Source organism: Rhizobium sp. BK529 (assembly GCF_014194105.1).
In the GTDB taxonomy this organism is placed as follows: Bacteria; Pseudomonadota; Alphaproteobacteria; order Rhizobiales; family Rhizobiaceae; genus Rhizobium.
In genome coordinates this window covers 70845-90146 of the sequence record NZ_JACIAU010000004.1, presented here as the reverse complement: position 1 = coordinate 90146, position 19302 = coordinate 70845, and the positions used below count along the sequence as shown (strand labels likewise).

Genomic DNA, 19302 nt, shown 5'->3' with positions numbered 1-19302 from the left:
GTGCCGTCCGGCTCCTCGTGGTCGCAATAATGCTCGACAATCACGTTTGCGCCTGGCGCCGATGAGTGCCCCTCGTTGTTCACTCCTGCATCATCTCCCATGCATTTCTTTCAGTTTGTCATAATGCTCTTCGGCCATTCTTGCCGCCTCGCGCGGGGTAGGCATCCATCCCTCCTGCGGCATTAGCCTGCGGCGTATCCAGGACGCAAAGCCGCCGTTCCAGCGCCACATCCCTGTCCGGCTAGACGTCGTCTCGTCTACCTGGATGCGGCCGACGACATATTCTCCGTCATAGCCTTCAAAATCCTGATGACCTTCTCCGCGCCACGTCTCCCGCCATTTATATCGCGGCGTATATTCCTTCTCACTGGAGGTATCGGCGGCCATTGATCCGGTCGCTTCGTCTCATGATCGTCTTTGGGATTGTGGTGTGACAGTTGAGACAGGGCCGCGCGGCGCTCATCGGTGTTCAACAAGGAGGTAGCCGCGCGACCTGCTCACCTTGCATGGTGTTCTCACTATGTTCTCATCATGGGGGAGAGTCAAGCGCGCCGCCGATGGCTAAAAACGAAAGCCCCTTCGCTTCAGGATATTCAGCGCCGCCTCGACTTCTGCATTGGCTTCCATCATCAGCGCCTGATTATCGGCCAGCTCGATTAGCGAGACCAGCACCTCTTCAGGCTTCCATCCTGCCTGAACGGCGCGCTCAACGAGATCCTGAAACTCGATGTGCAAGGCGTCCTGGCAGCGCAGAAAGCGATCCGGGTCTTTCTCGGGAACGGTCGGCGGCGGGATCTTGCTCATCCGATGATAATGGAGTTGCGCGACGGTGTGTCAAGCTGAGGCTTGAAGGTGGGTGGGACCGCGCGTTTAGCATGAAGGGCGGAGAGTAACGGACGAATCCGATCGCGCGATCCCAACCCCAGAACCTACTTTGTACAGGTTTGTTCCCGCTCTTTTTGACAGCTATTGGAATTTTTAGCATTTGCTGATGCAATGGCCCTATGACAAAGCCGCCGAAGTCAAAACCGCTCCTCCAGGACGACAAGCCGTTGCGCTCAAGAGCGCGTAAGCCGCGAGATCCGTCGCAGCCAAATCTCCCGCTAGATCCAATGCCAGCACGCATCGAGCCGTGCCTGGCAGTCCTGAAGCAGAAACCACCAAAGGGCGACCAGTGGGTTTTCGAGATCAAATGGGATGGCTACCGCATCGCCGTGCACATCAAGCCGAAGGGTGTTCGCATCCTGACGCGCGGCGGCCACGACTGGACGCACCGTTTCCCGGCCATCGCGGCCGAGGCTGCGCAACTCGGCGCGGCGACCGCGATCCTCGATGGTGAAGCTGTAATCCTCGACGAGCGGGGCCGATCGGACTTCGGCATGCTGCAGCAATCGCTCGGCGGCCGGGGTGGGAAGCTGAATTCCGGCGCGTCCGTATTGATGGCCTTCGACCTCCTTTATTTCGACGGTCACGATCTGACGAACACAGAGCTTTCGACGCGCCGGCACCTCCTTGAAGGACTGATCGCGCCAGGCCGGGAAAGCGCAATTCGGCTATCGGAGGAGATAGAGGCGGATGGCGATCAGCTCCTGCAGGTCGCCTGCGAGCATGGTCTCGAAGGAATCATCGCCAAACGTCGAGACAGTCACTATCACTCGGACAAGAGCGGCGACTGGCTAAAGATCAAATGCATCCAGAGCGACGGCTTCTTAATTGTCGGCTACGAAAAGTCCAGCGTAGCACTCGGTGGCATCGGTCGGCTTCTGCTCGCGGCGCGTCGAGGAAACGAGCTCGTATATGTCGGCGGGGTGGGAACGGGATTCAATGCACGTTCCGCGAGCGACGTGCGGGATCAAATGGACGAACTGATCATCGACAAACCCGCGGTCGATACAGGACGGAAGCGAAATGCGGTCTTTGTCCGGCCGAAGCTCGTTGCTGAAATAGCATATCGAGGCTGGACGCACGACGGAAAGCTGCGGCACGCGAGCTACAAAGGATTGCGAGAAGTGCAGGATAACGCGGCAATCTTCCACGTGAGCTAAGCGACGGTTCCAAGGTGTCCAAGGCGCCCATCGCGAAAAGTATCCATGTCCTCAAAGTTCGTCCCGATAGCATCCACCAGGCTTTTCAAACGCTTCTTCGCCTGGGAATTAGACAGCCCTTCAAATCCCACCATCATGATATCCGCGTGATGGGGTTTCCGCTCCATTGCTGTATCATAGACACCACAGAACCGTACCTCGTCCTTATAACGTACGGCCGAGGCGGGAAAGATCATCACCCCATCGAGCGAACGCCCACGGGTCTGCCACCGCGGTAGCAGCTCCTCCGCGGTTACCTCAAATTCACTGTCGGAGGCGGCTCCTCTCAGCACGCTCAAACCATTAGTTTGCGACTGCATCACGAGAGCAGGATTAAGATAACCGTTTTCCATCCTGCCTTCGGGCGTGTAGACAAGAAAATGAAGAGTCTCTTCTGAAGCAACGGTTCCCGGCGACATATCCGATGCAGTGTATGCTTCGCAGCCACATGGTTCCGGGATGCACGAATTCACCGCTTTTACCCGGTCATCGTTTTGCGCAAAAGCTAAGCGGCAGGCCTCCGAAGTCATACGTGGCGCGCAATAACTCGGTCTACGAGTGCGTGAGCACCATAAGCTTTGATATCAACGTCGTCACCAAAATCTTCATTTTCGCCTGCCTCTCGATACCACGAGATCAGCCCGCCAGCTTCAATTGTCAGATGAAGATATATTTCGTCATTATACATCGTGAAGCTAGGCTGGCCTTCGCCATCGACGACAAATTGAGGACGCAACGTCATTGGCGCCTTGGTGAACGCTGCAGAGAGTATTTCAGCGACATTCAAAGCAGCGTCGGTAGGCGGAGAGGTAAAGTGCTGCTGCCAAAAGTCTGTGTCTCGGTAGCTGGCTATCGCCGCGAAGACGTCTTGGAGCCAAGGATCGAACGCTTGGGTAGCTGCCGACTTGATTTCTCCGGACCTGTCTGTAAGCCGTTCAATACGGCCTGTTGGCGGGGGCAGGAAACGATCAGCGACGGTTCCGGGCAAAAGCTGGCCCTGCGGGAAAAACGCTACGTATCCATATCCACTCAGAGACTGCGTTCCGCTACGATGCGTCGGCGGCTGTTCTTCAGCCACTACATCAAAGCCGGGGCTCTCATTTAAAATATCTATTATGTAGCTCGGCGACACGGTCGAGTCTGCAAGCAACATCATTGACGCCTCCCTTTCTTTTGTAGCCCAATCGTCTGGCAAACTTCGGGTATGATGATTTGTGACAAAAGATCTTTCAAACGATCATGTAGGTCATCGAGGCGGGCTTCCGCAGGGGTTGACCCAAATTCGCTTAACTTATTCTCCGCGGCTTGGTCTTGCATCATAGTGTAAATTCCAATCGTGGGACGGTGAACACCCTCGCGAATAAGTCCAACCACATCAATATTGACGTTAGTCAGCCGTCTAAAGCTGTCCTCGAAATCGAACCATCCCGAATGTGCGTGCCACTCCTTCAGTGCCGACTTCACCCTCGTGGGAACAAAATCGTTACCGTCTTTCAAAAGCTGCGAAACGTCTAAATCGTTCCAGTCGCCCGTCCAGATGAAACGATCCCAATATTCGACTTTGGCCGTCCCTAACTCGACGATGTTCATATATTCGTTAAGGAGAGGTTGAATAAGGCCGTCCATCTGCGACTTAAAGGTGGCCCATCGCACGTATTGGGTGGTCTGCCAAGTGATAGCATTAGGAACGATGACTAGCTGGGTTTGTCCGTCCGGTGACGCCAATATGGATGGACCGCCGACTTGGACTGTGGTGAGCTGTCCAGTCGCGGCGTCAATGTTGAATGCGGGCGGCCTAGGAGTCGGTACCAGTCCGTGCGACGCAGATAGCGTCTCCGCCGACTTAATCAATTTTTCAAACGGCTTGGTAGGCAGCTCCGGTAAGAACGACAGAGTGATCGCGCATCGCTCAACCGCGTGGGCGGGAAAAATCGGGCGGATTTCAGCCATGGAATTTCTCAAGTTAACTCAGCCGTTAGATAGCTATTCGTTTTTCTAGTCAAGTAACCGGGAGCGAAGCTTTCGATTTATGGTCAGCATGAAGGATGCCCGTGTGCGCGCACAGCGCGTGCTTTACAAGGTAACGCAAAATTACCCCGCCAAATCCCGGTCTTTTCAGACCGTGCCGTGGCTTGCTCGGCAGCGAATGCTCCGTGGCTATAGCGGACCCAATCGACCGCATTGCCGGTACGGATCAGCCAGGCGTTGACGTTCTTGCCGGCAGCCTGGAACCAATTCCGCGACGACTGCGGTGATAACGATCAACGTTCACATCTGGAAGCAAGCAGCTTATCCACAGATTGCTCCGAATCGCTACTCCTGCCTGTGGAGTTTAAGACGCGATAAACGGTCGGCGGCGAGCTTGTTTCCCATGAGCCTGTCTGTTCCTCACGTTGGCCCCAGCAACAAAGGGAACCACCATGCAGGAAAATATTCGCCGAATTGCACCAGTTAGCACCGCCGGTTTAGTCCCGCAGAGGCCGGCTACGGGCATGCCGATCTGCGAGCACGTCGATCCCACAACGCTATTCGTCGACCCGGCTTATCAGCGGGATATCGGCGAGCGCGGGATACGTCAAATCCGCAGAATCATTGAGCGGTTCGATTGGGCAAAATTCAAGCCGCCCATTTGCGCTTATGCAGACGTTGACGGCGTCACGGTGCTGAAGGTTCTGGATGGACAGCATACGGCCATAGCGGCGGCCAGCAGTCCGTTCATCGGTCAGATCCCGATTATGATTGTCGAGGCCGATGATACGATCGCGCAGGCAAAAGCGTTTATCGGGCAGAATTCTGAACGTGTCGGGGTTACGCCGCTGCAGCTCCATTACGCTGCATTAGCTGCAGGGGACGAGGACGCCAAAACACTGCAAAGTGTGTGCGACAAGGCAGGCATCAAGATACTGAGGCGCCCAGGTCAATACGATCCGGCTGCCTCTCGCGAAACCATTGCAGTCGGCGTCATCAAGCAATTGATTGCGCGCCGGGGCGACAAGTTATCGAAAGAAATTCTCGAAATTCTCGCAAATGCCGAAAGAGGGCCGATAAAGTCCGAGCACATCAAGGCAGTCGAGTATCTTATGACCAGTCCGGATCATTGCGAGATGTTCTGGCCGCAGGATCTAACAGCAGCGATTGTCGATCTCCTTACCGCGGCCGAAGAAGAAGCCGACCAGCTAGCAATGTCCAGGCGGTGGCCGCTGTGGAAGGCGCTTGCGACGGTTTGGTTCAGAAAGTGCAAGAAGCGGCGACATGTCGCTAGGCATGCCGCCTAGTTTATCCGAAGAGACCGAGAATCCCCATCGCAATAAAGGGATAAGAAAATATCCATCGAAGCCAAATCGGATGACCAGGACGGCCGTTACGTTCCTTCCCGTCAATTATCGCCCACGTAAACATTCCGAACATCAAGAAAGGAATACCTGACATAGTTTTGTCCGCAAACGTGCTGGGAACAGATCGCCGCCAGCAGATCAAGTTGCATGTCGCATTCCATGTTGCATGGATTCGCCGCTACTCGTTTGAAACGCTTGGAAATCAAAGGTAGTGTATGCAACATGCTTGCGACATACGGCTCGCTCGAGGTTCACCTAACTCTTTGAATTTTGTGGTGATCCCGACGCGATTCGAACGCGTGACCCTCAGATTAGGAATCTGATGCTCTATCCTGCTGAGCTACGGGACCACTTGGATGCCATGCATACAAAAGGCTTGGCGTGAAGCCAAGCCTTTTCGACGCTCGCGATGTCGTTTCGTTTCAGGCGCCAAGGCGCTGTTCAGCGAGCCGCACCCAATACGAAATGCCGTGGGCGATGGCCTCGTCATTGAAGTCGTAAGCGGGATTGTGCAGGCCCGCGGTGTCGCCATTGCCGATAAAGATGAAGGCGCCGGGGCGGGCGTTCAGCATGTAGGAGAAATCCTCTCCGCCCATCATCGGATCGACCTCCGGATTGACATTGGCTTCGCCGGCAATATCGCTGGCGATGGCGACGGCGTGTTCCGTTTCATCCGCGTGGTTGAAGGTGACGGGATAATTGCGGTGGAAGTTGATATCGGCTTCCGCTGCGTGGGCAGCGCAGATGCCTGCCACGACTTCGCGGAGGCGTGCTTCGGCCTGGGCGCGCACTTCCTCGTCCAGGGTGCGGATCGTGCCGGCGAAGGTGGCGTCATTGGGAATGACGTTGTGGGCGAAGCCAGCATTGAACTTCGTGACGGAGACGACAACCGAGCGCAGCGGGTCGACGTTGCGAGAGGCGATCATTTGCAGGTTCGTGACGATCTGGGCGCCGATCGCGATCGGGTCGATCGTACGGTGCGGCTGTGCCGCATGGCCGCCGCGGCCCTTGATGGTGACGGTGAATTCGTCGGTTGCCGCCATGATAGGCCCCTTACGGGTGGCGAACTGGCCGACGGGCAGGCCCGGCAGATTGTGCATGCCATAGACCTCTTCTATGCCGAACCGCTCCATCATGCCGTCCTTGACCATCAGGTTGCCGCCGCCGCCGCCTTCTTCTGCCGGCTGGAAGATCACAGCGACATTGCCGTTGAAGTTGCGTGTCTCGGCGAGATACTTCGCAGCGCCAAGCAACATGGCTGTGTGGCCATCATGGCCGCAGGCGTGCATTTTTCCTGATATTTTCGATGCCCAGGGCTTGCCGGTGATTTCGGTTAGCGGCAGAGCGTCCATATCGGCGCGCAAACCCACCGTGCGGCTGCCTTCGCCCTTGCCTTTGATGAGGCCCACAACGCCGGTGCGGCCGATGCCGGTGACGATTTCGTCGACACCGAATTCCTTAAGCTTTTCAGCGACGAAGGCGGCCGTGTTTTCGACTGCGAAGAGAAGTTCTGGCCGGGCATGGATGTGACGCCGCCACTCTGCAACTTCATCCTGAAGTTCGGCGGCTCTATTCAGAATCGGCATTCTTGGCTTCCTGTAAATGAAATGCGTGGGGCCTGTCTGGAAGCATCACAAGGGCGTGATGCCTTGGAAATAACTTAGTCAATGACCTTTGCCATGTCATAGCCATATAGGGTAAATAGGGGAAGGTTTCGAGATAATTCCCTGAAGGACGAGCACTTGTCGACGCGCCACGATCGTTTGTTCGCCGCTTTGCGGCCCTTTTCTTTTATAGCGACAGCAACAGCGGTTTTTGTCTCGTCCGTTACACTTGCTCACGCCAATCCGCATATTCTCGTCGACGTGCAGACCGGCCGCGTACTGGAGCATGAAGAAGCCTTCCGCAAATGGTACCCGGCTTCGCTGACCAAGCTGATGACGGTCTATACGGTTTTCGATGCAATTCGCTCCGGCCAGATCAGCCTCGATACGCCCATCGTCATGAGCAAGCGCGCAGCCTCAGAGCCGCCAGCCAAAATGGGTTTCAAGCCAGGTCAGAAATTCACGCTCGACAGCGCATTGAAAATACTGATGGTGAAGTCGGCCAACGATATCGCCGTTGCGGTTGCAGAAGCGGTTGGCGGCACTCAGGAAGGTTTCGTCGTGCGCATGAACGCCGAGGCGGCGAAGCTTGGTATGACTGATTCACATTTCGTGAACCCGAACGGCCTGCCGGGCAAGGGTCAGTACACGACCGCCCGCGACCTTGCGATCCTGACTGTCGCGCTGCGCCGCGACTTCCCGCAATATGCGGGCTACTTCTCGCTCGAGGGCTTTACGACCGGCAAGCAAAACGTGCCCAATATCAATATGCTGATCGGCCGCTTTGCCGGTGCCGACGGTATGAAGACCGGCTTCATCTGCGCTTCCGGTTTCAACCAGATCGGTTCTGCAACGCGTAACGGCCGCACGTTGGTTTCCGTCGTTCTCGGCACCGACAGCCTGGCGGCGCGCGCCGATGCCACGGCGAACCTTCTGCAGAAAGGTTTTACGACACAATTTACGGCAAATGATACGCTGGGCTCACTCAGGCCCTATGGACCTGGTCAGGATCAGGTGAGCGATATCACTGCCGATATCTGCAGCGCCAAGGGCGCCAAGGTGCGCAGTGAGACGCGCGACGAGGTCGGACGCATGAAAGTGCAGTCGCCCTACATCCACGAGATGGATCACGAGCCGCAATTCGTATTCGCCGGCCTCATTCCGGGCCAGGATCCGCAGCCGGTCGCCCAGAATGACAAGTCGGCTAAGGGCGACGCGGTGGAAGCACTCGCCAATGTGCCGGTGCCGCTTCCGCGACCGACATCCTTCTAAGGAACAATCATGAGCACGTTTAGCGACAAGATTCCGGTCACCATCCTGACCGGCTTTCTCGGCGCCGGTAAATCGACGCTTCTGAACCGCATCCTCAAAGATCCCGACATGAAGGATGCGGCCGTCATCATCAATGAATTCGGCGATGTCGGCATCGATCATCTGCTCGTCGAAAGCTCCGGCGATTCCATCATCGAGCTTTCCGATGGCTGCCTCTGCTGCACCGTGCGCGGAGAACTGGTCGACACACTGGCGAATCTCATGGATGCGGTGCAGACCGGACGCGTGAAGCCAGTTCGCCGCGTGGTCATCGAAACCACAGGCCTTGCCGATCCGGCGCCCGTCATGCAGGCAATCATGGGCAATCCGATCATTGCGCAGAATTTCGAGCTCGATGGTGTCGTGACTGTCGTCGATGCGGTGAATGGCCTGCAGACCCTCGGCAATCATGAGGAAGCGCGCAAGCAGGCAGCGGTTGCTGATCGTTTGATCGTTTCAAAGCAGAGCATAGCAAGCGATACGGATACGGAGGCGCTGACCACACGTCTGCGTGGCCTCAATCCGCGTGCAGCTCTCATGGATGCCGACGGCGAAGAGGCTGGCTCTGCGCGTGTCCTGGTCAACGGACTCTATGATCCCGGCACAAAGATCGCTGATGTCCGCCGGTGGCTGCGTGATGAGGATGAGCATGAGGCACATCATCACGATCATCACCATGACCATGGGCATCACCACCATCATCATGGTCACGATCATCAGGATCCGCACGACGTCAACCGTCACGATGCGTCGATCCGCTCCTTCTCGATCATCGAGGAGACGGCGATCGATCCGATGGCGCTTGAAATGTTCATCGATCTCCTGCGCTCGGCGCATGGCGAAAAGCTTCTGCGCATGAAGGCGATCATCGCCACATCAGACCGGCCGGAGCGGCCCCTGGTGCTGCACGGCGTCCAAAGTATCTTTCACCCGCCGGTGCGGCTTGCGGCCTGGCCGGATCCTGAGGACCGGCGCACGCGCATGGTGCTGATCACCAAGGATCTGCCGGAGGCTTTCGTGAAAGATCTCTTCGATGCCTTCCTCGGCAAGCCGCGGATCGATACGCCGGATCGTGCTGTCCTCAGCGACAATCCGCTCGCCATTCCAGGCATGACAATCTAACCGGAAAGAGCTCTACCCTTTCCGGATCAGAAAGCGATGGCCGCGCTCGGTCTTTTCCGTGCTGACCAGTTCGTGGCCGTCTTCATTGCAGAAATGCGGGATATCGATGATGGCGAGTGGATCGCTGGTATCGACGAGGATCAGTGCGCCGCTCGGCATGGCCGTCAGCTTTTTGCGTGTTCTGATGACGGGGAGCGGGCACTTCAGCCCGCGCAGATCGTAGAGAACGGCGTCCAAGCCGATCAGTTCCTCGCCCAGAACTTCCAGAATGGCTTCTTGGTGGCGTCAGCAGTTTCTTGCGGTGCGAGCTCCGGTGCCGCATAGGCCAGGGGGTTTTGCATCGGCACCGGAATATTTGCCGGCAACGCTGCGGCAACGGCAGTCACTTGAGCCTGCGTCGCAGGTGTTGCGCCGTTTGCGGTCTTGGCAGCAACGCTCTGGGCGGACTGCTTGGCCATCAAGTCTTCGAGTTCGGCGACCTTGACCATGCGGCCCGCTTCGAGCGAGGTGCCGGTCGGGGCATAGGCGAGTTCGCGACCCTTGCGAAGCTTGGCGACGACGGCCTTGCGTTCGGCTTCCGTCGGGTCGTACCAGGCAAGGCCATCGTACTTCTTCAACGCTCTCTGGTAATCGGCATCATAGGTCTTGCCATAGGCGGCAAGGGCTGCCGTCAGCGCTGGCGGAGTCGACATGGCCGGGCACTTGCCGGCAGGATTGAAGCTGCCGCCATCGCTTACCTGCTGATTGAAGACATACTTCTTTTCACAGACATTCACTTCGGGCGGGCGTTTGGTGACTTCGAAGTTGTCGTAGCCAACCTTCAGCATCTTCCAGAAATCATAGTTCGGGTCGAGGCGGTGCTTGACCATATTCTCGGCCGTCATGCGGAAGGGGAAGGCCTGAAGCTGCACCGTTTCCTGACCACCCTTGAGCGCATCGCGGGCGAAGGCATAGATTTCCAAGACCTGCTGGTCGGTCATTGAATAGCAGCCTGACGACGAGCAGGCGCCGTGAATCATCAGGTCGCTGCCAGTGCGGCCGTTGACGGCATCATAGCGGTTCGGAAAGCCGGTGTTGATCGCCAGATAATATTTCGAATTTGGATTCAGGTTGGCGCGGGTGAGGTTGTAAAAACCTTCTGGAGCCTGACGATCGCCAGTCTTCACCTTCGGGCCGAGCTTGCCGGACCAGGCACAGATCTTGTAGTCGGCGATCTTGTCGAAGCGGTTGTCCGTCTTTGCCTTCCAGATCTCCAGCGCACCTTCTTCCTTGAAAATGCGGATCATGATCGGCGAGTTGCGATCCATGCCCTTGGCCGACATATCGGCAAGGATATGAGCGGGAAGCGGCTGCTCTACCTTGTTCTTGACGGTGGAGAGGTCGATGCCTTGGGCGGATTCCAATGCGTCGTTGCAGCCGGTCAGAGCCAGCGCCATGAGTGAAACATAGGCAAAATGACGTATGCGCATTCAATCAGCCCATCAACAATGCGACCCAACCCGCTTACGGAAACCGGGCATAGCGCGGAATCATAGGCGGCTTATACTTGATAAATCCTTACCAGCCTATGACTTGCGCGGACGTGTCCTGCAAGCGCAATGTTACAGATAACAATATTGTGGCCAAGATTTGGCCTCAATCTGCCGAGCCGACCTGTGGATTTTACAGATTTCGGCCCATGGCCAGGAATTTCTGGCGACGATCGTTGCGCAGCTGCTCGCCAGAGCGCGAGGCCATTTCGGCAAGCGCATTGGCGATGACGTCCCCGGTTGCGGCGATGACGCTGTCGGGATCGCGATGCGCACCGCCGAGCGGTTCGGGGATGATGCCGTCGATGACGCCGAGCCCTTTCAGGTCTTCGGCGGTGATTTTCATGTTAGTCGCGGCTTCCTTGGCGCGGGTGGAATCGCGCCATAGGATCGATGCGGCACCTTCCGGCGAGATGACGCTATAGATCGAATGTTCGAGCATGTAGACGCGGTTGCCGGTGGCAATCGCGATCGCGCCGCCCGAGCCACCTTCGCCGATGACGATCGAGATCAGCGGCACCTTGACGCCAAGGCACATCTCCGTCGATCGGGCGATGGCTTCGGCCTGACCGCGCTCCTCGGCGCCGACGCCCGGATAGGCACCTGCGGTATCGACGAGGGTGATGACCGGAAGCTGGAACCGATCCGCCATTTCGAGGATACGGATCGCCTTGCGGTAACCTTCCGGACGGGCGCTGCCGAAATTGTGCTTCAGGCGGCTCTTGGTGTCGTTGCCCTTTTCCTGGCCGATAACGGCAACCGGCTGGCCGCGGAAGCGGGCAAGACCGGCCTGGATGGCGGCATCCTCGGAAAACTTGCGGTCGCCGGCGAGCGGCGTGAATTCCTGGAAGAGCGTCTTGGCGTAATCGACGAAATGCGGACGCTGCGGATGCCGCGCGACCTGCGTCTTCTGCCAGGCGTTGAGCTTCGAATAGATCTCGACGATCGCCTCGCGGACGCGGACTTCGAGCCTGCCAATCTCGTCGGAGGTGTCGATGCTTTCATCTTCCGTCGCCAGCTTCTTAAGCTCGATGATCTTACCTTCGAGGTCCGAGATCGGCTTTTCGAAGTCGAGATAATTGTGCATGAGGTGCGTTTCCGTTCCTTGTGCGCGGGACAGTTTCCTGGTTCAGCCCTTGTCGCCGGTCCTATTCGTGCTTTTTCGCCTGTTTTGCAAGGGGGTGGTGCGTGTGGACGAGCTGCTGGAGCCGTTCTTCCAGAACATGTGTATAGATTTGTGTGGTCGAAATGTCTGAATGGCCGAGGAGTTCCTGCACCACGCGCAGGTCCGCGCCATTGGCCAGAAGGTGGCTGGCGAAGGCATGCCGCATCACATGCGGCGAAATCATTGAAGGCGTCAGGCCGGCGCGGATTGCGAGATTCTTGAGATCGCGGGCAAAGACCTGACGGGGCAGGTAACCTTCTTTCGAGGCGGCCGGAAAGAGCCACGGGCTGTCTTCGGGCTCTTTTGACGCCGCGTTTTCCGTGGCCAGCATGCGGCCATAGGATTTCAATGCGGCGATTGCCGATTGCGAGAGCGGTACCAAGCGTTCCTTGTTGCCTTTGCCACGGATCATGAGGAAGCGGCCCTCCTGATCGAGCACGCGGGCCGGAAGCGAGACGAGCTCGCTCACGCGCATGCCGGTGGCATAGAGCAATTCCAGCAGTGCCAGCATGCGCAGGCGATGAAGCTGGCCGGGCGCAGGGTCTGCGGCTTCTGTTTCCGCCTGAGTGAGCAGCTTCGTTACTTCCTCGACGCCCATTGTCTTCGGAAGAGCGCGGCCCTTCTTGGGCGCATCGAGAACGCCGGTCGGATCGTCGGTGCGCAGCCCTTCGGCATAGAGGAATTTGTAGAACTGGCGCATGGCGGCAAGCCGGCGCGCTTGCGAGGAGGGCTTGAAGCCCTGCACGGAGAGCGAGACAAGATAGGCGCCGAGATCAGCCGATGCCGCCTCGGTCAGACGGACGCTCCGGCCATGCAGAAATGAACGCAGATCGCCCAGATCGCGCTCGTAGGATTGCAATGTGTTGACTGCGGCGCCGCGCTCGGCGCTCATCATTTCGAGAAATGACTCTACATGGACACGGCCGAGATCCGTCATTGCGTCACTTCTTCGTGGTGTTGATCGTGCCGGTCGAAGGCGGGTTTACCCGCTCGGAAGGAATGCGGATAGTCACGTCGCGTTCCTGCGGCTCGACGAAGCTAACAAGGGCCCACATCGCTCCATAGATCAGTCCGGCGATGACCGCCAGGACGGACAGGAAACGGATCAGGGTCGGCATCCGACTACTCCTTAGAACTCTGCTTCTGTTATAAGAAGCATGTTTGCAAGTGCAAGAAGCGGCATTGGTGCCACGATTCCCTTGCCCGCGACTTGACGCTACACCCGCATTTGTCGATACCGTTTGCAAACAAAGTGTGAATGGACCGATGAGTGAACCCCCAGTTTCCGTTGCAGACAGCCTGAGAGACAGAGCTCGCGCCGCGCTCGGTTCACGCAATCTCATTCTGGTTGGTCTTATGGGGGCGGGAAAATCCTCGGTCGGCCGCCTCGTCGCTCATCAGCTCGGCATTCCTTTCGTCGATAGCGATGTTGAGATCGAGCGCGTTTCCCGCATGACGATCACGGAGCTTTTCGCGGCCTATGGGGAAGAAGAATTCCGGGCACTCGAAGCGCGGGTGATGAAGCGGCTCCTGAAGGGCGGTCCGCGGGTCGTCTCCACCGGCGGCGGCGCCTTCATCAATGACCGCACCCGCAGGCATATCAAGAAGGGCGGTCTTTCGATCTGGCTGAAGGCCGATCTCGACGTGCTCTGGGATCGGGTCAACAAGCGCGACACGCGTCCGCTGTTGAAGACCGAGAACCCGAAGCAGACGCTCGAAAACCTGATGAATGCCCGCTACCCCGTTTATGCCGAGGCCGATCTCACGGTCCTTTCGCGCGATGTGCGCAAGGAAATCATGGCCGATGAAGTGCTGCAGGCCGTCGTCGCGGCCCAGAAGGAAAGTGCAGTATCATGAATGCGATCACATCAGCTTCCGCCATCCGCAAGGTACATGTACCGCTTGGCCAGCGTGCCTATGACATTCTGATCGGGCAAGGGCTGATCGCCAGCGCCGGCGGCGAAATCGGCTCGCGCCTGAACGGCCGCAAGGCAGCTGTCATCACCGACGAGAATGTCGCGCCGCGTTATCTCGACGCTTTGAAGGCAAGTCTCGATGCCGCCGGCATCGCCTCGGCAGCGGTCGTGCTACCGGCCGGCGAGAAGACTAAGAGCTTCGAACATCTGATCAATGTCTGCGACAAGGTTCTGGAAGCCCGCGTCGAACGCAATGACTATGTCATTGCTCTTGGCGGCGGCGTTATCGGTGACCTTTCGGGCTTCGCAGCCGGCATCGTGCGGCGTGGCGTGCGTTTCGTGCAGGTGCCGACCTCGCTGCTCGCCCAGGTGGATTCGTCTGTCGGCGGCAAGACCGGCATCAACAGCCGTCACGGCAAGAACCTTGTCGGTGTTTTCCATCAGCCGGATCTCGTGCTTGCCGATACGGATGCGTTGAATTCGCTAAGCGAGCGTGAATTCCGCGCCGGTTATGCCGAGGTTGCCAAATATGGTCTGATTGACAAGCCGGATTTCTTTGCTTGGCTGGAGAGTAACTGGCAGGCGGTCTTTGCCGGGGGCTCGGCCCGTATCGAGGCCATTGCGGTGAGCTGCCAGGCGAAGGCGGATGTCGTCGTTGCTGACGAGCGCGAAAACGGCCAGCGGGCGCTGCTCAATCTCGGCCACACCTTTGGGCATGCGCTGGAGGCTGCCACCGGCTATGACAGCAGCCGGCTTGTTCACGGCGAGGGCGTTTCTATCGGCATGGTGCTCGCGCATGAATTTTCAGCACGCGTAAACCTTGCGAGCCCCGATGACGCGCGCCGCGTCGAAGCGCATCTGAAGGCGGTCGGTCTGCCAACCCGCATGTCGGAAATTCCCGGCACCCTCCCGCCCGCCGAAGTGCTGATGGATGCGATTGCCCAGGATAAGAAGGTTAAGGGCGGCAGGCTCACCTTCATTTTGACGCGTGGTATCGGTCAGTCCTTCGTCGCCGATGACGTACCGGCTTCCGAAGTGATCAGCTTTCTTAAGGAAAAACATCCCTGATGTCAGTCGAGGGCACCCTGGCGTTTTTGTCGGTCTACTGGCCGGAGATCGTTTCGATCGTGGCCCTGGTGTTGATGTCTGCCTTCTTTTCGGGATCCGAGACGGCGTTGACCGCTGTTTCGCGAAGCCGGATTCACACGCTGGAGGCCAATGGCGATGAGCGCGCCGGCCTTGTCAGAACACTCATCGAGCGTCGTGACCGGCTGATCGGGGCGCTGCTGATCGGCAACAACCTCGCCAATATTCTCTCCTCATCACTGGCGACGAGCGTGTTCCTTGGGATCTTCGGCAATTCCGGCGTGGCGCTTGCGACGCTTGCGATGACCATCATCCTGGTCATTTTTGCGGAAGTCCTTCCGAAGAGCTGGGCGATTTCGACACCGGAGCGTTTTGCGCTCAATGTCGCAATTCCGACCCGGCTTTTCGTCGCCGTCGTCGGCCCGATATCGTCTTTCGTCAACGCGATCGTTCGACGGATTCTAGGCCTCTTCGGCATCAACCTGTCACGCGAAGTCTCGATGCTGTCGGCGCACGAAGAGCTGCGCGGCGCCGTCAATCTGCTTCACCGCGAAGGCTCTGTCGTGAAGGCCGACCGCGACCGCCTTGGTGGCGTGCTTGACCTCGGCGAACTCGAGCTTTCCGACATTATGGTCCACCGTACCGCGATGCGGGCGATCAATGCGGACGATCCGCCGGAATCCGTCGTTCGGGCGATTCTGGAAAGCCCCTATACGCGCATGCCGCTGTGGCGCGGCACGATCGACAATATCATCGGCGTCGTGCACGCCAAGGATCTGCTGCGAGCGCTTGCCGAGCCGAATATGGAGCCGCAGCAGCTCGATATCGTAAAGATCGCCCAGAAGCCCTGGTTCGTGCCTGATAGCACCAATCTCGAAGACCAGCTCAATGCTTTCCTGCGCCGCAAGCAGCATTTTGCCGTCGTCGTCGACGAGTATGGCGAGGTTCAGGGCATTGTGACGCTTGAGGATATTCTGGAAGAAATCGTCGGCGATATCTCGGACGAGCATGATATCGACATGCAGGGAGTACGACAGGAGGCGGACGGTTCCATCGTTGTCGATGGTGGGGTGCCGATCCGCGATCTCAATCGTGCGCTGGACTGGAACCTGCCGGACGAGGAAGCGACGACAATTGCCGGTCTCGTCATCCATGAATCAATGACCATTCCCGAAGAGCGGCAGGCCTTCACCTTCTACGGCAAGCGCTTCGTCGTCATGAAGCGGGAGAAGAACCGCATCACGAAACTGCGCATCCGTCCCGCCGAAGAAGACGAGACGAAACCCGCCTGATCAGGATTTCCATTGCCGGCGGCTCGGAATCCCGATGCCGGTTCACTCCACAGGATCTGACATGTTCGACATTCTCTGGCGCTCCGTCGCCATCGGCATCGGGGCAACTATCCTCATGGATATCTGGGCGATCGTGCTCGCAATGATCGGCGTGACGCCATGGCCGAACTGGGCGCCGGCCGGTCGCTGGTTCTGGCATCTCGGTAAGGGCAAGGTCTTTCACGACAATATCGGCGACGCCAAACCCTATGCCAATGAATTGGCGCTCGGCTGGATCGGTCACTACGCAGTCGGAATTCTCTACGGCATCCTGCTGGCAATTTTCGTAGGTCCTGCCTGGTTTGCCGCGCCGACCTTTCTGCCGGCCTGGATTCTCGGGATCGTTACCGTCGGCGCCGGGTGGTTTCTGATGCAGCCGGGCCTCGGCCTCGGCTGGGCGGCCTCGAAGACGTCTAACCCCACGAAGGCCCGCGTGCTGAACCTGCTTGCTCACACCGTTTTCGGCTTCGGGCTCTACGCAACGGCCCTGATCATTCGGTAAGGTCTACCAACGCGTCGGTTCGCCCGGTGCTGCCGGCTCTACGGCCAGTGCGTGAAGCCCGGCGTCCAGTTCGGGCTTCAGCAGGTCGGTGATCGCCCGATGCCGTTGCAGGCGAGACATGCCGGCGAACTTTTCCGAGACGATGCGAATGCGCATATGCGTCTCGCCCATGCCCGTCATGCCTGGCTGGTGGCCGGCATGCAGATGGCTTTCGTTAATGACGGCGAGACGCTCGGGCGCAAATGCCGCCTTGAGCTTCTCTTCGATGCTGGTCTGGAGTGTCATCGCCGGGTCTTTCGAGTTCAAGAAAAAGGTTCCCACCAAGCCAGCAACATTCCCGTTTGTCAATTCTTGTTGTCATCAATCAGCAGCCCCATAATTAGCGCCGTCATGAGACTTGATTCCAAATATTTCGATCGCATCCGAACACGCCGCAAGCGGGAGCAGGAGGCCGAGCAGGCACCTCCAACCTGCCAGTGGGACGGCTGCGACAAAAAAGGCACGCATCGCGCTCCCGTGGGACGCAATGCGGAAGGCCAGTTCTTTTTGTTCTGTTTCGAACACGTCAAGGACTACAACAAGGGATACAACTATTTCTCCGGCCTATCGGACGGCGAGATCGCGCGTTATCAAAAGGAGGCGATCACCGGTCATCGCCCTACCTGGACGGTCGGCGTCAACAAGGATGCCAAGAACAGCCCGTTGCATTCGGAAGTCCGCTCGGGTGCTTATACGCGCGTGCGCGATCCCTTCGGCTTCGTGAAGGAGAATGGCGGCAAAGGCAGCGGCCCACGCTTTCCGCAGGCCCGCAAGCTGAAATCGCTGGAAGCCAAGGCTTTCGATACGATGGGACTTGCCGCGAACGCCACTTCCGCAGAGATCAAGAGCAAGTACAAGGAATTGGTCAAGAAACATCATCCTGATGCGAATGGCGGCGACCGCGGCTCGGAAGAGCGGTTCCGCGCCGTCATCCAGGCGTACCAATTATTGAAGCAGAACGGTTTTTGTTAGTTCCCGTCCTTGCTCTTGAGCTTCAATCGGGTATGGTCCAAATCGGCTGAGGCCGCAGGCAACCGCGGCATGGTTTTTCGTGTTTTCCTGACACCGCCCCGGCCAACCTTCCGGACGTGGCGTTTCTTGTCCGGGACTCTTTCAAGAATGCTCGTCAGCGGTCATTATCCCGCCGAGGTTTCGTTTCAGTCCCGGAGAAGTATCGCCGACGTTCCGACCCTGGACGAACGCGGAAGAAGAGACTGCGGCACCATGGTTGCTTAATGGCTGAGATAGTGTGGCCGGGTGGCCGTCACCCGCCTTGGAGACATGATGAGCAAGATTGACCTTGATATTTCCGAACTGCCCGACACCACCGTTTCGGTCCGGGAGGTTTTCGGCATCGATTCCGACATTCGCGTTCCCGCTTATAGCAAGGGCGATGCCTATGTTCCGGATCTCGATCCCGACTATCTCTTTGACCGCGAGACGACGCTCGCGATCCTTGCGGGCTTTGCCCACAACCGACGCGTGATGATTTCCGGCTACCACGGTACGGGTAAGTCTTCGCATATCGAGCAGGTCGCCGCCCGCCTCAACTGGCCTTGCGTGCGTATCAACCTCGACAGCCATGTCAGCCGTATCGATCTCGTCGGTAAGGATGCGATCGTCGTGAAGGACGGGCTGCAGGTCACCGAATTCAAGGATGGCATCCTGCCCTGGGCCTACCAGCATAATGTCGCGCTCGTCTTCGACGAATATGATGCCGGCCGCCCGGATGTCATGTTCGTCATTCAGCGCGTGCTCGAATCGTCGGGCCGTCTGACACTGCTCGACCAGAGCCGCGTTATCCGTCCTCACCCGGCTTTCCGTCTGTTTGCGACCGCCAATACAATCGGTCTCGGCGACACGACCGGCCTCTATCACGGCACGCAGCAGATCAACCAGGCGCAGATGGACCGGTGGTCGATCGTCTCGACGCTGAACTATCTGCCGCATGATCACGAAGTGAATATCATTGCCGCCAAGGTGAAGAGCTTCGGCAAGGATAAGGAAGGCCGCGAGACGGTTTCCAAGATGGTTCGTGTTGCCGATCTGACGCGCGCTTCGTTCATGAACGGCGATCTCTCGACCGTCATGAGCCCGCGTACCGTCATCACCTGGGCCGAGAATGCCGAAATCTTCGGCGATATCGCCTTCGCCTTCCGTGTCACCTTCCTGAACAAGTGTGACGAGCTGGAGCGTCCGCTGGTGGCCGAGCACTATCAGCGCGCCTTTGGCGTGGAACTGAAGGAAAGTGCTGCCAACATCGTTCTGGGGGCTTAAG

Annotated in this window: 22 protein-coding genes and 1 tRNA gene; 10 read left to right on the top strand and 13 right to left on the bottom strand. The window is 58.0% G+C overall.

Annotation, left to right across the window (positions count from 1 at the left end; translation table 11 throughout):
• Positions 1-90 precede the first annotated feature (90 nt).
• A complete protein-coding gene (locus FHX08_RS23200) occupies positions 91-387 on the bottom strand; it encodes a hypothetical protein (RefSeq protein WP_184327663.1) in 297 nt (98 codons plus the stop codon).
• A gap of 174 nt (positions 388-561) precedes the next feature.
• Positions 562-804 (bottom strand): hypothetical protein, encoded by a 243-nt coding sequence (locus FHX08_RS23195; protein WP_184327662.1) that lies wholly within the window; start codon positions 802-804, stop codon positions 562-564.
• Between the two features lie 200 nt (positions 805-1004).
• Here FHX08_RS23195 and ligD point away from each other — a divergent pair, with 200 nt between their 5' ends.
• Positions 1005-2045, top strand: coding sequence for a non-homologous end-joining DNA ligase (ligD, locus tag FHX08_RS23190; protein WP_184327661.1), 1041 nt, complete (start codon positions 1005-1007; stop codon positions 2043-2045).
• Here the strand turns inward: ligD and FHX08_RS23185 are convergent.
• Genes FHX08_RS23185 through FHX08_RS23175 form a run of 3 tightly spaced genes read right to left on the bottom strand, consistent with a single transcriptional unit; the run spans position 2042 to position 4034 of the window.
• Positions 2042-2614: a hypothetical protein gene (locus FHX08_RS23185; protein WP_184327660.1), complete on the bottom strand. Its 573-nt coding sequence runs from the start codon at positions 2612-2614 to the stop codon at positions 2042-2044. The genes ligD and FHX08_RS23185 overlap by 4 nt on opposite strands.
• A complete protein-coding gene (locus FHX08_RS23180; RefSeq protein WP_184327659.1) occupies positions 2611-3240 on the bottom strand; it encodes a hypothetical protein in 630 nt (209 codons plus the stop codon). The genes FHX08_RS23185 and FHX08_RS23180 overlap by 4 nt, the downstream gene beginning before the upstream one ends.
• Entirely contained in the window at positions 3237-4034 is a 798-nt protein-coding gene (locus FHX08_RS23175; RefSeq protein ID WP_184327658.1) for a TIGR04255 family protein, read from the bottom strand. The genes FHX08_RS23180 and FHX08_RS23175 overlap by 4 nt, the downstream gene beginning before the upstream one ends.
• A gap of 470 nt (positions 4035-4504) precedes the next feature.
• On the opposite strand from FHX08_RS23175, the gene FHX08_RS23170 reads away from it, so the two are divergent.
• Positions 4505-5359 carry a DUF6551 family protein gene (locus FHX08_RS23170; RefSeq protein ID WP_184327657.1) on the top strand — a complete coding sequence of 285 codons (855 nt, stop codon included), beginning with the start codon at positions 4505-4507 and terminating at the stop codon, positions 5357-5359.
• Between the two features lie 333 nt (positions 5360-5692).
• Here FHX08_RS23170 and FHX08_RS23165 read toward each other — a convergent pair.
• Together FHX08_RS23165 and FHX08_RS23160 are read right to left on the bottom strand one after the other, a co-directional pair.
• Positions 5693-5769: transfer RNA gene (locus FHX08_RS23165), tRNA-Arg, on the bottom strand.
• A gap of 72 nt (positions 5770-5841) precedes the next feature.
• Positions 5842-7005, bottom strand: coding sequence for a M20 aminoacylase family protein (locus tag FHX08_RS23160; protein WP_132655620.1), 1164 nt, complete (start codon positions 7003-7005; stop codon positions 5842-5844).
• 156 nt (positions 7006-7161) lie between these two features.
• On the opposite strand from FHX08_RS23160, the gene FHX08_RS23155 reads away from it, so the two are divergent.
• Positions 7162-8295 carry a D-alanyl-D-alanine carboxypeptidase family protein gene (locus tag FHX08_RS23155; RefSeq protein WP_132655618.1) on the top strand — a complete coding sequence of 378 codons (1134 nt, stop codon included), beginning with the start codon at positions 7162-7164 and terminating at the stop codon, positions 8293-8295.
• Between the two features lie 9 nt (positions 8296-8304).
• The gene (locus FHX08_RS23150) at positions 8305-9456 is read left to right on the top strand and encodes a GTP-binding protein (protein ID WP_132655616.1); all 1152 of its coding nucleotides are present in this window, start codon (positions 8305-8307) and stop codon (positions 9454-9456) included.
• A 12-nt stretch (positions 9457-9468) separates the two neighbouring features.
• Here FHX08_RS23150 and FHX08_RS23145 read toward each other — a convergent pair whose 3' ends face one another.
• The 5 genes from FHX08_RS23145 to FHX08_RS23125 all read right to left on the bottom strand — a co-directional run bounded on the left by FHX08_RS23145 (position 9469) and on the right by FHX08_RS23125 (position 13268).
• The gene (locus FHX08_RS23145) at positions 9469-9693 is read right to left on the bottom strand and encodes a sulfurtransferase TusA family protein (protein ID WP_132655614.1); all 225 of its coding nucleotides are present in this window, start codon (positions 9691-9693) and stop codon (positions 9469-9471) included.
• 5 nt (positions 9694-9698) lie between these two features.
• Positions 9699-10925, bottom strand: a complete 1227-nt coding sequence (locus FHX08_RS23140; protein ID WP_132655612.1) for a murein L,D-transpeptidase family protein — start codon at positions 10923-10925, stop codon at positions 9699-9701.
• 193 nt (positions 10926-11118) lie between these two features.
• The gene (locus tag FHX08_RS23135; protein WP_132655610.1) at positions 11119-12072 is read right to left on the bottom strand and encodes an acetyl-CoA carboxylase carboxyltransferase subunit alpha; all 954 of its coding nucleotides are present in this window, start codon (positions 12070-12072) and stop codon (positions 11119-11121) included.
• 61 nt (positions 12073-12133) lie between these two features.
• Entirely contained in the window at positions 12134-13087 is a 954-nt protein-coding gene (gene xerD, locus FHX08_RS23130) for a site-specific tyrosine recombinase XerD (protein ID WP_132655608.1), read from the bottom strand.
• 4 nt (positions 13088-13091) lie between these two features.
• On the bottom strand, positions 13092-13268 hold the full coding sequence (locus FHX08_RS23125; RefSeq protein ID WP_165911935.1) for a hypothetical protein: 177 nt from the start codon (positions 13266-13268) through the stop codon (positions 13092-13094).
• A gap of 148 nt (positions 13269-13416) precedes the next feature.
• Between FHX08_RS23125 and FHX08_RS23120 the strand changes: the two genes are divergently transcribed.
• The 4 genes from FHX08_RS23120 (at position 13417) to FHX08_RS23105 (ending at position 16985) form a co-directional block, all read left to right on the top strand.
• On the top strand, positions 13417-14007 hold the full coding sequence (locus tag FHX08_RS23120; RefSeq protein ID WP_132655606.1) for a shikimate kinase: 591 nt from the start codon (positions 13417-13419) through the stop codon (positions 14005-14007).
• Entirely contained in the window at positions 14004-15134 is a 1131-nt protein-coding gene (gene aroB / locus FHX08_RS23115) for a 3-dehydroquinate synthase (RefSeq protein WP_132655604.1), read from the top strand. Before FHX08_RS23120 ends, aroB begins: the two co-directional genes overlap by 4 nt.
• Positions 15134-16444 carry an HlyC/CorC family transporter gene (locus FHX08_RS23110; protein WP_184327656.1) on the top strand — a complete coding sequence of 437 codons (1311 nt, stop codon included), beginning with the start codon at positions 15134-15136 and terminating at the stop codon, positions 16442-16444. Before aroB ends, FHX08_RS23110 begins: the two co-directional genes overlap by 1 nt.
• Positions 16445-16505: 61 nt before the next feature.
• A complete protein-coding gene (locus tag FHX08_RS23105) occupies positions 16506-16985 on the top strand; it encodes a DUF2938 domain-containing protein (RefSeq protein ID WP_132655600.1) in 480 nt (159 codons plus the stop codon).
• A gap of 3 nt (positions 16986-16988) precedes the next feature.
• On the opposite strand, the gene FHX08_RS23100 is transcribed toward FHX08_RS23105, so the two are convergent.
• Complete coding sequence (locus FHX08_RS23100) at positions 16989-17270, bottom strand: BolA family transcriptional regulator (RefSeq protein WP_132656281.1); 282 nt, start codon at positions 17268-17270, stop codon at positions 16989-16991.
• A gap of 105 nt (positions 17271-17375) precedes the next feature.
• On the opposite strand from FHX08_RS23100, the gene FHX08_RS23095 reads away from it, so the two are divergent.
• Together FHX08_RS23095 and cobS are read left to right on the top strand one after the other, a co-directional pair.
• Positions 17376-17996 carry a J domain-containing protein gene (locus FHX08_RS23095; protein ID WP_132655598.1) on the top strand — a complete coding sequence of 207 codons (621 nt, stop codon included), beginning with the start codon at positions 17376-17378 and terminating at the stop codon, positions 17994-17996.
• 312 nt (positions 17997-18308) lie between these two features.
• Positions 18309-19301 carry a cobaltochelatase subunit CobS gene (gene cobS / locus FHX08_RS23090; RefSeq protein WP_112571788.1) on the top strand — a complete coding sequence of 331 codons (993 nt, stop codon included), beginning with the start codon at positions 18309-18311 and terminating at the stop codon, positions 19299-19301.
• The last annotated feature ends 1 nt before the right edge of the window (position 19302 follow it).